Source organism: Rubneribacter sp., from assembly GCF_965361815.1.
The window spans coordinates 1-13,642 of the sequence record NZ_CBDTNW010000093.1; the positions used below are offsets into that span (position 1 = coordinate 1).

10 protein-coding genes are annotated in these 13,642 nt (G+C 61.7%); 1 reads left to right on the forward strand and 9 read right to left on the reverse strand.

Annotated elements, in window-relative coordinates; translation table 11 throughout:
• Positions 1 to 418 precede the first annotated feature (418 nt).
• Entirely contained in the window at positions 419 to 661 is a 243-nt protein-coding gene (locus tag ACWKY3_RS06920) for a toxin-antitoxin system antitoxin subunit (RefSeq protein ID WP_449315696.1), read from the forward strand.
• Between the two features lie 4 nt (positions 662 to 665).
• On the opposite strand, the gene ACWKY3_RS06925 is transcribed toward ACWKY3_RS06920, so the two are convergent.
• The 9 genes from ACWKY3_RS06925 to ACWKY3_RS06965 form a co-directional block, all read right to left on the reverse strand.
• Positions 666 to 1,382 (reverse strand): response regulator transcription factor, encoded by a 717-nt coding sequence (locus ACWKY3_RS06925; RefSeq protein ID WP_449315697.1) that lies wholly within the window; start codon positions 1,380 to 1,382, stop codon positions 666 to 668.
• Positions 1,375 to 3,057, reverse strand: a complete 1,683-nt coding sequence (locus tag ACWKY3_RS06930) for a c-type heme family protein (protein ID WP_449315698.1) — start codon at positions 3,055 to 3,057, stop codon at positions 1,375 to 1,377. The genes ACWKY3_RS06925 and ACWKY3_RS06930 overlap by 8 nt, the downstream gene beginning before the upstream one ends.
• Positions 3,058 to 3,285: 228 nt before the next feature.
• Positions 3,286 to 3,855 carry a QueT transporter family protein gene (locus tag ACWKY3_RS06935; protein ID WP_449315699.1) on the reverse strand — a complete coding sequence of 190 codons (570 nt, stop codon included), beginning with the start codon at positions 3,853 to 3,855 and terminating at the stop codon, positions 3,286 to 3,288.
• 236 nt (positions 3,856 to 4,091) lie between these two features.
• Entirely contained in the window at positions 4,092 to 4,433 is a 342-nt protein-coding gene (locus ACWKY3_RS06940; protein ID WP_449315700.1) for an HTH domain-containing protein, read from the reverse strand.
• Positions 4,434 to 4,538: 105 nt separating this feature from the next.
• The gene (locus ACWKY3_RS06945) at positions 4,539 to 5,486 is read right to left on the reverse strand and encodes a class C sortase (protein ID WP_449315705.1); all 948 of its coding nucleotides are present in this window, start codon (positions 5,484 to 5,486) and stop codon (positions 4,539 to 4,541) included.
• Between the two features lie 110 nt (positions 5,487 to 5,596).
• Positions 5,597 to 9,286 carry a SpaA isopeptide-forming pilin-related protein gene (locus tag ACWKY3_RS06950; RefSeq protein ID WP_449315701.1) on the reverse strand — a complete coding sequence of 1,230 codons (3,690 nt, stop codon included), beginning with the start codon at positions 9,284 to 9,286 and terminating at the stop codon, positions 5,597 to 5,599.
• 196 nt (positions 9,287 to 9,482) lie between these two features.
• Positions 9,483 to 10,067, reverse strand: coding sequence for a hypothetical protein (locus ACWKY3_RS06955; protein WP_449315702.1), 585 nt, complete (start codon positions 10,065 to 10,067; stop codon positions 9,483 to 9,485).
• A 313-nt stretch (positions 10,068 to 10,380) separates the two neighbouring features.
• Entirely contained in the window at positions 10,381 to 12,294 is a 1,914-nt protein-coding gene (locus tag ACWKY3_RS06960; RefSeq protein ID WP_449315703.1) for a SpaH/EbpB family LPXTG-anchored major pilin, read from the reverse strand.
• Positions 12,295 to 12,364: 70 nt separating this feature from the next.
• Entirely contained in the window at positions 12,365 to 13,360 is a 996-nt protein-coding gene (locus ACWKY3_RS06965; RefSeq protein ID WP_449315704.1) for a LysR family transcriptional regulator, read from the reverse strand.
• Positions 13,361 to 13,642: the final 282 nt, after the last annotated feature.

Genomic DNA, 13,642 nt, shown 5'->3' on the forward strand with positions numbered 1-13,642 from the left:
TTCCGAAGCGCCCGGCCAGGGGAAGCCCGGCTCGAGGGTTGGCCGGCATGGGTTCGCATCAATCCTGGTTTAACAGAGAGGTTATTAAAGAACTATTGAACTGGGAAAACTTTTGCAATACAATTGTCGGGAAATGAGAATACGGAGGCGCTGCGGGAACTCTTGTCATTCACTCGCGGATAGCGGAGCGGCACCCGGAACTCACCGAGGGCGACGTTGTCCACGCGTGGGAAAACGCTATCGTCTCAGCCCCTCGACTCGGAAAAGATCGCGACGAATACGTGTCTGTCGGCTTTGACGAAAGCGGCAGAATGATTGAGAGGGCAGCCGTCCGCAACCCATCAGGCACATGGACGGTGTTCCACGCAATGACTCCCCCGTCAAAAAAGACGTTTCACAAACTTGGAATAGGCAGGTGATGGAAATGACCAACAACGATTTCGACGCCATGGCAAAAGAATACGAGGATGGCACATGGGAGGGTTGCGGCGAACCCACGATGGGGCGCCCCAAGCTCTACGACGAGGATCTGGAAACCGTGTCTTTCCGCCTCGCTCGTTCCCGCATTGCGGCCGTTGACGCAGCAACTCGGCGCGCTGGCATCAGCAAGTCGGAGTTTTATCGTCGCGCCGTGGATCGGGAACTCGCAGCGCTGTCTTGACGCCTTACCCCTTCACCCGGTCGGCCATCTTGTAGCCCACGCGCTGCACGGTGAGCAGGTACTTAGGCTCGCTGGGGTTTTCCTCTATCTTCTCGCGGATCTTGCGCACGAACACGGTGATGTTGTTGGTGGGCTTGCACCCCTCGTCGGATTCGCCCCAGATGTATTCCTGGATCTGCCCGCGCGTGAACACCTTGCCGGGATGCGCCGCCAAAAACGCCACTATCTCGAACTCCTTGGTGGTCAGCTGCACCGGCTTGCCCTTCACGCGCACCTCGTACTCGCCGAAGCGCACTTCCAAATCCCCGATGCGCGCCACGCCCTCGCGGTTGTGCGAGCGTGCGAAGTCGATGGTGTCCTTGTGCCGCCGGATGTTGGCCTCTACGCGCAGCAACAGCTCGGTTGAGTCGAAGGGCTTGGTCACGTAGTCGTCCCCGCCCGCGCGAAACCCGATGCTCTTGTCCACGATGTCGCACTTCGCCGACAGGAAGATGATGGGGATGCGCCGCCCCTCCTGCCGGATGCGCGCGCAGAGGTCGAAGCCGTTCGTGCCGGGCAGCATCACGTCAAGCAAAAGCAGGTCGGGCTTCTCGCGCGCGAGCACCTCCATGCCCTCCTCGGCGTTTCTGGCGCCCACGTAGGCGTAGCCGTTCGCCGTCAGCAGCTGCTCGATAGCCTGCTGCAGGTTGTCTTCGTCGTCTATGAGCATGACCTTATACATCGTCTTCCCCCACAATCGCTTCCTCGGGCACCGTGATGGTGAACGTGCTGCCGCACCCCAGCTCGCTTTCCACCGACACCTCAAACCCCTGCACGTCGGCGTACTCGCGCACAAGCGCCAGCCCCAACCCGCTTCCGTTGTACTTGCGCGTGGACGTGCTGTCCACCTGCACGAACCGCTCGAAGATGCGCTCCTGATCCTGCGGCGCTATGCCGATGCCGGTGTCCACCAGGGAAAGCGTCACCGTGCGCGCCTGCGCGTCGTAGGCCACGCGCAGCTCCGCCGAGCCTCCGTCGGGCGTGAACTTGACGGCGTTGCTGGCCAGGTTCTCCAGCATGCGCGTGGTTTTCTCGAAGTCGCCGAACACCAGCGGCACGTCGGAGGCCACGCTCGTGCGGAACGTCACCGCGTACTTGCGCGCGAGCGGCGCCATGGTGCTTCTCACCGAGGCCACCACATCGCCCAGGTCCATGGGTTCGCGCGAGGCGTGCACGGTGCCCGCGTCCGAGCGCGCGATGTCCAGCATGTCGTTGATCATGTTGAGCAGGATGAGGCTGTTCTTCTCTATCTCCTCCCACGAGCGGCGGTCGGACTCGCGGTCCGGCCCGCACGACTCGCGCGAGATCTGCGCGAACGTGATAATGGACGTGAGCGGCGTGCGCAGCTCGTGGTTCACCATGGAAAGCAGGTCGGACTTGAACCGCGTCTCCTGGGCCAGCTCCGCGTTGAGCCGCTCCAGCTTGTCGCGCTGCCCCTCCAACAGCTCGTTGGCCTTCCGCAGATCGCTCGTGCGCGCCTGCACCTGCGACTCCAAATGGCCGTACATGTCGTGCAGCTCGCCCGCCATGTCGTTGAATCCGGAAATGAGGACGTCCACCTCCTTGGCGGTGCGCGCCTCGTCAAGCGACGCGCCCAGGCGCCCCGCGCGCATCTCGCCGAACGCGCCTTGCAGCCCGCGCAAAGGCCGCAGCACGAAAAACGCGGTGGCAACGTAGACGATGGAGCCTATGATCACCGTGATCAGCAGAAAAAACGCGATGTCGCGCACCACGTTGTCGCGCAGCGCCTGCTGGTGCTGGTCGATGGGAATGACGATGCTGATGGCGCCGCCCACGCCGCCCAGCTCCCAACCCTCTTTCTGGTACCCCGTGACATCAACCTCCCCCTGGGGATCGCCGTGGCATTCCAGGCAGCTCTCGTCCACCTCGAGCGCCCGGATGTAGCGGAAGCGCTCCTCGCCTTCGAACAAGGCGGTGCCGTAGTGCTCGGTGACGGACGGATCGGCGTAGAACGTTTCCAGCGCCTGCGCCTCGAACTCGTCGGGGATGCCCTGCTCGTTGCGCGGGTTGAAGTTCGTGTAGCGGATGGCGTAGTCGCTGCCCGCCGAGAACAGCGCGCCCACGCTCTTGCCCACCACGGCGCAGTGCAGGCCCTTGAACTCGTACACGCCGTTGGAGGTGGTGTTGATGATGGTCTGCGAGTTGTCCATGAACTTCCAGACGGCGTCCATCTCGCGCGCGAACGTGCGCGCCTCCTCCAGCAGCGCCGCCTGGGTTTGCTCGCGTTGGGAATGGATGTCGAACAGGGCGAACGCGAAGCACGACACGGCGAAGGCCACCGTCAAGGCGGCCAGGTAGATGGTCTTCAGGCTGAATGCGCGCGTGCGCCCTCCCATGCGCTCCCCCCCGTGTTCCCGCTGCGGCTCCGTGCGGCAGCAGGCCCACCCTAGCACAAGAGCGCCCCGCGCGCAAAGGCCGCGGGGCGCTCTGGGAACGCGAGGGGAGCGGGGGCGGGGGCACGTCGGCGCAACGCGAGCACGCGCCCGGCGCACGCGAGGAGGCGCGAAGCGGAGGGTGCGCGGGGGCGGAATGCGGATGCGCGGAGCGCTCCCGCCCGGTGACCCCTAGGCGGCCGCCCGCTTCGCCACACCAGTGCGCTTGAGAGCCGCAAGCAGCGGCAGGCCGAGCGCGTACATGACCAGCGCCTCGCCCACGCCCGTGGCCACCACGCCGAACAGGTACATGGGCAGGTACAGCCCGTCAAGCGCGATGGAGGTGAAGGGGATGGTGTAGTAGCCCATGCCCTGCAGCAGGATGGGCAGATACGCGGGCACCACAAGCGCGTTGGCAACCACGGGACCAAGCAGCGCCAGCTTCGGACGCTCGCGCATCTTCCAACACCACAACGCCCCCAAGAACGTGGCCAGGCTGCCGAACACCACATCAAGCATCCCAAGCGCCCCCGTGCCGTTGACGGCGAGCGCGATGAGGTTGGCAACGGCGCAGCCCGCCGTCAGACCCGGCACCGCCGCCGGCGTGAGCACCGCCAGCACGCACACCGCCTCCGATATGCGGAACTGCACCGGCCCCCACGCAAGCCCCTGCAACAGCAGCAGCGCAACGAGGGTGGCCGCCGCGTACACAGCCGCGATCATGCCGGCCTGGGCAACATACGCCGTCTTTTTGTTGGTCATGGTTTTCTGCTCCTTGTCTCCGCACGGCAAAAGCAGCGCGGAGCAGGCGCGCTCATCCCGACCGACACGGCCAAGGAGCAAGCAGCGGTTCCGCACGGCAGCGCCGCGGGCTATGGGCAACTGACAGTCCGCGAGTGCAGGGCCCAACGATGCAAACGCGCAGCCTCAACGACGCGGGCGCGCAGACGCGCGCCGCCGAAGCCGCAGTGCAGTATAGCAGAAAGCCGCAAGCCGGGTCATCTGCTGCGCGAACGGCGCGCGGACGCAGGCGCGCCCGCGCTCTCAACTTGCTCCACCCGCTCGTCGAACGCCGGGACGATGGTCCCCTTCGCACCGGCCTCCCTCCAGCGTGCGATGGCCCGCTCCACCCGCTTGTAACCGATCATGCGCACATCGAAGCCGGCGGCCTCGAATATCTTCTTGGGCGGCGTCCCGGCCTGCCAACTGGCCAGCGCATGGGCCTTGAAGCGGTCCGTGTACGTGATGCGCGTGGGGCTTACGCCCTCGACGTTGGGATTGCGCTTGAGCTCCCTGATCTCTTCTCGGTTGAATCCGCATGTCCTGCTTCGTCCTACCATGATGCAACTTCCTTTCCGTTGCTCTTTGCCCGACCGACTTCATGCAGCCGCCTCTGCGCAACCAGTGACCAAAACACCCTCCGTCAGCGGCACCGACCGAAGGCCCTACAATCCAAAGAACTCCACCACCTGCCCGTCAAACCACGAATACCCGGCATCGAAGAACGGCAGGAAGCCAGCTCGCATGGACAACCCTCCAGCCGCCCACAGGCAAACGGCAAGCACGGCAAGGCACGCAGCGAACCCTACCGCTCGGACCCACGCCCTTCCGGCCCCGGTCGTCCCCACCCTGCGGCGCCCGGCTCGCGCCAAAGCGACAAGCCCCACGCAGCACAACAATGCGAGCAGGCCCAGCCACACAAGCACGCTCTCCGGAACGCCACGCGGAGGCGGAGCCGGCTCGGCAGAGGGATGCCCCGTCACCAGCAGCCGGTGCGAGTTGATTCCGTAAGGGGTGCAGGTAAGCAGCGTAAAACGTTGTTCGCCTCGCACCGACTGCAGCAAAGAGGTGTCGTGAGGGTCCACCACGTCCACGGAGTCCACGCGATACGTCAGCGTCCGTCCCAAAACGTGCACAGAGAACGCGTCGCCCGGCCGTACGCAGGACAAGTTCGTGAACAGCAGCTTGTCGGGTATGCCCGTATGGCCGGTCAGCACCGGATGGGTGCTGTCTCCGCCCACAGGCAAAGCCGTGGTGGCAATGTGACCTGCGCCCTCTTCCAGCACGTCGTCCGATGTGCCATGGTAGATGGGCAGCATCAAGCCGATGCCGGGAACCTCCACGTAGCCCATCATGCCGGTCCCGGCCGGATCGAGCGTCTCCCAGTAGCGATCGAGCGGCGGGAGCACTGCCCGATAGCTCCATGGATCATCCACGTTCTGATCCGCCAACTCGTTGTTGTACGCCTGCGCTTCCTCCCAAAGATCGTCCAGCTCTTCCTGACTCAACGCCGCCAACGACTTATCGTAAGATGACACGGCGCTGTGAGCCATCACCTGGTACAGCGCGTTTCCCAACACGGGGTACAGCGCAAGGCACAGGCCCGTCGCCATCGCCAACGCACACGCAACGTTGCAGGCACGCCGAGCGAGTGACGACAGGCAAGGCGCCTCGCGGCGGGCGCGGTTTATTCCGAAGATGAATCGTCGCTTCGCCAGCATAATCAAGCTTCCCGGGAACGGGCGCATCGCCCCCAAGCACGATGCAGCCGACGTCCCGCCGCGCAACGACGCGCGACGGCGACGAAAAACGACATTGCAACCAATCCTATTCCAACGGAAAACCAAGGAGCCGCGCCCGAAGCGCCCGTATGCGGGAGGGCATAGGATGCGGAGGGCACGTTCACGCAGCATGCACCCTCTATTTTGCCCGACGCCACATCGACAGAAGATCTGAAATCCGGGGGCGAGAACCCCGAAGCGTCCCGCTTCCCCAATATTTGATTCACATCAAAATCGTAGTCCTCCGCCTGATCGGAAGGAAAAGACACTTTGAACGCCCACTGGCCGCCTGGAACCTGGTATCCATCGGGCGCTCCCGTCTCCACCAGCATGTACCATGCAGAAGGGTCAAGGCCGTCTAGCTGCACCGTCCCATCGTCGGCAGAGGAAAACGTCTTGGGGACATCGGTTGGCTGCACGCCGTCCACCGTCTTGCCATCCTTATCGCTTGTGAGCGGTATCCAACGCGCGGAGTAGTTTCCGGCCTTGCCCGCAAGCGGGACCGTTCCAGCAGCATCGTTTATGCTCGACGCAGTGATCTCCCCCGCCTCTCCCTGCCATTTGTACACGTTGAAAGACGCGCCGGAAAGCAGCCGATACGTTCCCGAAGCGCTGTCGAATCCAACCTTGGAGAACTCGACTCCTTTCTGCTTCCATCGGGCGTACACGCACCAGTTGCTCCCACCTACCTCGCTCACCACCATACCCACTTTATCGGCGTACGATTCCCCCCAAGCGGAATCTTCCTTCTTGAAATACCATCCGTCGAAATCATAGCCATCTCGCACGGGAACACTATCGATAGCCGCCGGAACCCTCCATAACGCCGGATACGGTCGCGGCACCACGACCTCCATTTGAAGGCTTTTGAAAAGCGACCCGTCCTCGAACGCTCCGCCATTCGCATCGAACCGCACCTGGGATTCGCCACCCCATTTGATCATTTTGTCTTTCTCCAAAGCAGGCGAGCTCACTTCGCCCGTCTCTGACATGCCCACAAGATATTCGTAGCCCGGAGAATCGTTGAAAAAGCTCTCCAGCCCGGTCACCTCGGCCGCGCATAGCGACACATCCTGCTGCACCTTCGCAAACACGTTCCCTGGTTTGCTCCGAGAGGGGCACTGCACGCCGATGCCCCCCTCCAACAACGGCCCCGACACCGCAATGCCGACCTCATGCTGGGAATAAATATTGCCCCGCGTTCCGCTCGTTGCCCCTCTTCCGCCTACCCAGTTGTCGCAGATGCTCACCTTCCCCTCCAAACAAAGGGGCGTATTGTCAATGTAAACCGCCGAGGGGAACTCCGTTGTCTCCACGGGGTATACGACGCCGCTCTCGCACGCGTTGTTCGAGAATCGAACACCTTGGTCGCCGTTCCCGTTTATCTTCGCCGTCCCTGTATCCAAATTCGGCGACGTGCGCAAGACCGATCCATAACCCATATACGCATAGTTTCCAGTTGCTTTGAAGTTGCCGGATAAATCAATGGTCGTCTTTGCCTTGTCGCCACCCTCCTGGTAAATGGCCGCAGCACCGCTCTGGGTGTTGCGCACTTCGGCATTGTCGGTGGCAATGAACTGAGAAAGATAGCCGCACACATACACGAATCCTCCTTGGCGTCTGGCCTCATTCTCATCGCCGAAAGCGTAATCACGCATCTCCACTGTGGTATGGCCCCCAAATCCCTTTCTGCCACATGCGATCGCGCCTCCTTTTCCTGCATCTTTCCCATTATCTATTCCAGAGCATTTGTTTCGCACCAACGACGAGCGGTCCTTCATGAGCAAGGTCCCATACTCCTCTATGCATACCGCGCCGCCCTCCTCCGCTGCTTGGCAGTCGCGAATGCACGCATTCCCTTCCATAACGAGCTTGGCAGGATACACCGAATTCCCTCTCATGAACACCGCTCCGCCGTGGCTCGTCCAAGCCTTCTCCAACACCGCCCCATCCGACAGAATAAGCGTCATTCCGGAGCCAACGTGCACCAGGCCTCCGTAAGCCGTCGGGGCGTATACGTTCGCATCTCGAGTTCCCCGCAGGGTGATGTTCGTCAGCTTGAGGGTGCCGCCAGCACTATCTTGCAGCCTTATCATCCGGTAATCCAAAGCCTGCATCGTCAGGAACCCGCTTCCCTTCACCACGTCACGCTGCCCGTCCACCACTATGGTTTTACCTTCGGGAATCGGGGCGAATACAACCGAGGCCTTCCAATACGTCTCATTCACGCTCCGGGGGGCCTCGTAGCTCTTCCATTGCTTGATGGTCACTTCCGTTGCCGAACTTGTGCTCTTCAGAAAATCGGAAGCTGCGTTGGCGGCTTTCTGCAAAAGGTTGACGCCCGCGCTCAGCTTGATTTGCTCAAGGATTTTCCCCTCGTGCTCGACCGTGAACACCGTGTCCGCATCCGGCACCGCAGGATCACCTTCTTGGCGCGGACGCACTGCCGTCCCCTCTCCAGAAAGCGAATCCCGCCCCCAAAGCAAAAGTCCCGTCTGCGCAGAATCGAGGTCGGAAACCAGATGCAAATCAACGTCGGAATCGCTCACCACGTCCTCGCAAGAGCCGGCAACAGCCGCATCCGTTGCGCAGCCTTTCTCCAGCGACCAGGCAACGGCCCCCACAGACCCTTCCTCGGCCACGCCGTCTATGCCGATGCTGGATCCGGTCAGGCTTCCCGTCACCCTCACTGCCAGAGAGTCGCGCCCCGACACGCCAAGGTTGGATGCGAAAAGCCCTGCGTCCGCCACCCCGTAGCTTCCGTCATTGCCCCAGAGATAAAGAGAACCCTGCAAGTAGATTGCCGCGTCGCCACCGTAGAGGCCGGCCCCAAGGACACCTTCGCCTCCCTCGCAGAAATTGTTCGTTATGCATGCGCTATCGCTCAGGTAAACGTTGCTATCGGCAGAGCCGGGAGCCACGTAGACACCGCCGCCCCTGCCGTACGCCCTGTTCTCTTCGACAGACGAGCTGCCGCTCATGTCCACGACAACAGAGCCGGCGCCGGCCTCGAACGCGGCTCCGCCGCCTTCGGCACCGGCGATGTTCTTCGAAAGGCACGCCTCGTCGGTCATGCGCAGCATCGAGCAATCACGGCCCAGCACGCCGCCTCCGCGCTGCTCGGCGCGACACGCCTCAATACGGGCGTTCGACGCCATTTCCAACGCAGCGCTCGCGCCTCCGGCCTCATCGCCCAAACACACTCCGCCGCCTGAGACGGCTAAGCCCTTCTCGAGCAAGGTTCCTTCGGACAGGCGCAACGTCGAGCCGGATTCGACATCGACAAGCTGGCCCTCAGGCGCTGCCACCCCCTCGTCGGCAGAACCCGTCAGCGTCACGTTCGCCAGCTCAAGCGCGCCTGCGCCCTGCACGCGCACCATGCTGAAGTCCTTGGTGCCGCCTATGCGGATGCTCGCCGTCGATCCATCGTCTTGCAACCCGTCGAGCAGCACGGCCTTGCCTGCCGGAACGGTAACCGTCGCCGTCGCCTCCGCGACGAAATCCCGCATCTGACTGATCGTCACTTCGCTGTCGGGCGAACCGGCAAGCACGGAAACCGCCTTGTCCAAAGCGGACTGGAGGTCGGGGCAGTCTTGGCCTTCCACTATGAATGCGGCGTCATCACACGTCACGGGCGGATCCATGGGCACCTGTCCGTCTGCGGTCTCCCCGACTTCTTTAGCCGATGCGTCCTCTTCCGAGGCAATCGCTCGCACAGAAAGCGGCATCATCGACAGGGCAAGCAACGCAGCCAGCGCAGCGACACCGGCGCCTCTTATCCGGCAAGCCCACGACCCGGCAGCCAAGGGAGCACGAACCTTTTCTCCGTTACCCATGCGTCTTCTCCGTTCCGACGGACCCTTCCTCGCACAACGCAGCGCGACTTTCTCCACGCCGACGCCGCATCGCAACGCTGGCAGCCGTCACAGCCGCCGAGCCAATCAAAATTGCCGCAAAGGCCCATACCATCATGCTGTCCCCCGTCGCCAGCAAAGAGCCGCGACTGGCTTTGCCCTTTTCGGCCGAACCCAAACATTCCTCCAAAGCCTTGCCCGGCTGAACCGACCGAAGCTTTGGATACACATGCACGGCCCATTGATGAGAGCCGTCGGCGTTTCGCATGGGCACCGCCACCAGAAAACTCTTCTGCGCCGGGACAAGCCCGGTGCCTTCTCCCACTGTCAGACGATAGACGCCTTGCCCAAGCCCCTCGAACGCGCAGGTTCCCGCATCGTCCGTCACGCCGGTTCTGGAACCGAACGAGGCCAGAGGTGCGGCATCCACCGTAACGGCGGGATCTTTCCCGTTTGCAGCGGCTGCATCGCAGGAAAGCTTCTCCAACACGAAGACCGCTCCACTCACCGGCTGCGAATCGGAAGGAAGGAAGGACCGATGGATGATTTTCTTGCCCATCTTCCGCAGGAATGCCATCAGTATTGGATTGCAGCGCATGCACGTTGATCGACCCAATACGCTCCTCCGCCCATGCGCAAGCCGGATCGAGCGAAGCGATTGCGAGCATTCCGAGCATGCACAAAATAGCGCATGCCAAAAGGGCAGACCGCATCAGCAAGAAAGAGCCGACAGCCGCTCCCTTGCGCTCGTAGCGCATCGCCGGTATCTCGTTCTTTTCTCTGTTCATAGAACCGTCCTCACACACACCCCCTCCCCGCCTTGGGATGCACGACGGGGAGGGGATCCTCGCGAAAAAAGCGGAAGATGCGACTTACTGCCTCTTGCTCTTCTTCCGATTGAGGATGAAAAGCGTTGCTCCGCCCGTCATCAGAATCAGGCCAACGCCCACGATGAGCGCCGCGCCCGCACCACCGGTGTTGGGCAGCGGGAATTCGCCCGCCCCACTTCCAGCTTGATTGTAGGTGTAGTTGGGCACGTGCACGACTCCGCTCTTGCCTTCCGACCACGATATCGTTCCATCGTTGGCTTTGGTGAACGCGATGGGCACTTCGTACACCTTGTCGGAAGAACGGTACCCGTTCGGCGCTTGCGTCTCATACACGTAGAACGAATACTCTTTCGTCGCGCCAGGGGCAAGCTTCTCAATGAAATCTTTGAGGTCCTTTACGGCCTCGCCGTCTTTCGCAGCCATGCCGTCGGTGTTCGACAAAGCGCCGGTTGCGGTGGTGCCCAGATCAACGTTCACCAAGTCATCGAGGTCCAGAGCGCTCAGCCCAACCTTGCCGTTGCCATCGGACTCAACCACGAACGCCTGCTTCGCGTTGGCTTTCTTCGATCCAAGCCACTTGCCTTCTTTGTACGCCTTCTCGCTCTCGGCAACAAGGAACTTCGCTCCTTTGAGGGGCACATCCAGGTTGGCTTCGCCCGCGTCCGTTGCCGTAGTCTTGACGAAGCTCATACCTATGTGCCCGGCGCCATCGCCCTCGCTAGGATTCGAGGGATTCGGCTTGATCACCTCAGCGCCCGACATGTCCTTCGTGCCGACATCGTACTTGTTGACCAGTCTGTTGCCAGACTCGGCTATGGCGCCGGTAACAAGCTTGTTGGCCTGCACCTTGAAGTCGAAGAATATAGCCTCCACCTTGTTGCGGGGATTCGTCTCGTTGATCTCCTTCACCGCCTTCGCAAGGGCTCCGTCGGAGGTTGTCTCCCATTCCAGCACATCGCCCGTTCCCTTGATACCTTGCTGCGTGAGATCGGACGAGTTCTTAACGGAATAAGCATTGAAGTACTTGGAGAATCCACCCTCTAGCAAAACGGGATCGGACTTTCCCTGGAGCTTGAGGAAAACCTTCTCGCTGCCCTTCTGCAAATCGAACACCGGGGAGCCTTTCCCGTTGATAGGCAAAAAGTCCCGCACGACCGCGCTCGCCCATTTGCTGTCCGCCGACGGTCCCAACTTGCTCTCGTCCCACGTGTCGAAGGAGATGCGGTAATCGATGATCGTACCCTCCGTCACGTTCTGCACGCTCGTCCCACCATTCTTCATCTCCAAGATGGCTTTCGAGGACTGCTTTACGGTGGTGCTCCTGTTCTTCGGATACACATGGACGTTTTTGACGAACTTCGGCGCACCGCCTTGAGAGTCCGCCTGCACAAAGGGAAGCGTCACAATCGACGGATCCACGCTGCTCACATCCTGGTACCCGGTAGGAGCATCGGTCTCGACGAGAAGGTAGTATCCGAAGCTCAGATTATCCCAACAGATGGCGCCATCGACGTCCGTCGTCTTTTCGCTCGCGAAGAAGTCGGTGGGATCCGTGTACTGCTTTGCCCAGTTGCTGTTGCCAGGACCGCTCGCATCGATGGAATCGAGGTTATCGATAGCGAGTCGGTTCGGCGTTTTGTTGTCCAGCCCCGAAACCCCGTCAACCAATCCCTCAACGGCCTTGGCGTTCAGCTTGACAAGCTTGAACTTGGCGCCGGGCACAGGATGCGCCCCTGCGGGCTTGTCGGCCTCGGTGCCGCTCATCCCGGGACCTCCCACATATTGGCTCTCCAGCTTGTGAACAGTGATGGAGTTCGCCTTGTCGTCGACCATTCCGCCCGTTTGAAGCGCAATAGCCCGTTGGGCGCCTCCCAGCGCCACCGAAACCGCAAGGACGATTGCCGCCATGCACGCAATCGCCTTGCCGCACGTCAGCAAACCTCTTTTTCGCGTCATCTCCAATCCTTTCTTCCAACTCTCGACCCGATACGGCCTTGAATCAGTATTGGAGTTTGACCACGATCTGTCATCGCGTTTCCGGATACTCACCAACTTGTTGAGTAGACCCTCTTCCAGCTGGGCAAGCACCTTTTTCTTCTCCCTTGGCGAACACCCCTCTGTCAAGGATGCTGGCCCCTACCGCGCTGCACAAAAAGCGTTGGAACGCCACGCACGAAGGCGCCTTGCCAACGCGCGAGCTGACCAGGCAGACGGGGACCGCTATCTGATCTTGCGAAGCTATGGGGCGCACCACCGTTTCAGAGTTCATCGACCTCGAACGCGACACCAGCGCCGTGAACACGAACCCGTCCTCCCTCATCACTTGCGCAAGCGCGTTCGCGTTCGCCACCGCCACCCGCCGCGACGCCAGACCGCGCTTGGCGTACAGTAACAAGATGGAGTCGCTGCAGCCCTCAAGGCGACACGACATCACAGCAGGGAACGCTCCGAGGTCGGCCAGACGCACGTCTTTTTGCTCGGCCAGAGGATGGGCCTTGCGAATGACCACGCCTGTCTTCATGCTACCCACCACCGCGCAATCCAGCCCAGGCACCGACGGCCGCCCCATGGTCATCAGGGCATCCACCTCCCCGCGTGCAAGGGCCTCGACGGCAGCCTGCACCGAAGGCACGGCGGAAACGCACGCAGGAACCCCTATGTTGCGCTCAGCCACCTCCTCCAAGCCTCGACGCACCGAATCGCTCCCCGGAAGCGAGGGAAAGCACAGCGCGACGCGCAGAACCCGGTTGCCAACGGCCCGCTCGTCAAACCGCTCGGAAAGCGCCTTCAGCTCTTCCAGTTGCTTGAGTATGCGCTCAGCCCTCTCCAGAAACAGACAGCCGAAAGGCGTCAGGATAACCGCACGGCGACCGTGGACCATAAGCTCGTGCCCCAGTTCGTTTTCAAGCGACCGCACCGCCTTGGACACGCCCTGCAAGGTAACGTAGCGTTTTTTCGCGGCCTTCGATATGCTCCCAAGTCGCGCTGCCTCCACGAAATGGCCGATGTACTCAACCTTCATGATGAGCCTTCTTCCCGTCAGGTCTTAATGCGATTAAAAGGGGACCACTTGAAAAATCGTATACCGATCAAGGGGTTCGCTGCAATTGAGAAGGGGGCATGTCAACACTCCGTTGAATTCCAGCTAGAAAGTGGGCGGCGTTCAGGGAAACGCCCCCCGAGACGTCTCGGCATAGCGCCCGCATGGGAACTCCGCCCGACACCTCACACGCCGACAGATCCTCGCCGACCTGCTTGCGAAGCGCGCTTGCGGGATTGAACCGGGGGTAGCGCCCCGCCGTCT

What these genes read in the sequence shown, in the direction of transcription:
- ACWKY3_RS06920 (WP_449315696.1), top strand. Translation starts at nt 419, where the DNA reads ATGGAAATGACCAACAACGATTTCGACGCCATGGCAAAAGAATACGAG.
- ACWKY3_RS06930 (WP_449315698.1), bottom strand. Translation starts at nt 3,057, where the DNA reads ATGGGAGGGCGCACGCGCGCATTCAGCCTGAAGACCATCTACCTGGCC.
- ACWKY3_RS06940 (WP_449315700.1), bottom strand. Translation starts at nt 4,433, where the DNA reads ATGGTAGGACGAAGCAGGACATGCGGATTCAACCGAGAAGAGATCAGG.
- ACWKY3_RS06960 (WP_449315703.1), bottom strand. Translation starts at nt 12,294, where the DNA reads ATGACGCGAAAAAGAGGTTTGCTGACGTGCGGCAAGGCGATTGCGTGC.
- ACWKY3_RS06965 (WP_449315704.1), bottom strand. Translation starts at nt 13,360, where the DNA reads ATGAAGGTTGAGTACATCGGCCATTTCGTGGAGGCAGCGCGACTTGGG.
- ACWKY3_RS06935 (WP_449315699.1), bottom strand. Translation starts at nt 3,855, where the DNA reads ATGACCAACAAAAAGACGGCGTATGTTGCCCAGGCCGGCATGATCGCG.
- ACWKY3_RS06955 (WP_449315702.1), bottom strand. Translation starts at nt 10,067, where the DNA reads ATGGGCAAGAAAATCATCCATCGGTCCTTCCTTCCTTCCGATTCGCAG.
- ACWKY3_RS06925 (WP_449315697.1), bottom strand. Translation starts at nt 1,382, where the DNA reads ATGTATAAGGTCATGCTCATAGACGACGAAGACAACCTGCAGCAGGCT.
- ACWKY3_RS06945 (WP_449315705.1), bottom strand. Translation starts at nt 5,486, where the DNA reads ATGGCGACGGGCCTGTGCCTTGCGCTGTACCCCGTGTTGGGAAACGCG.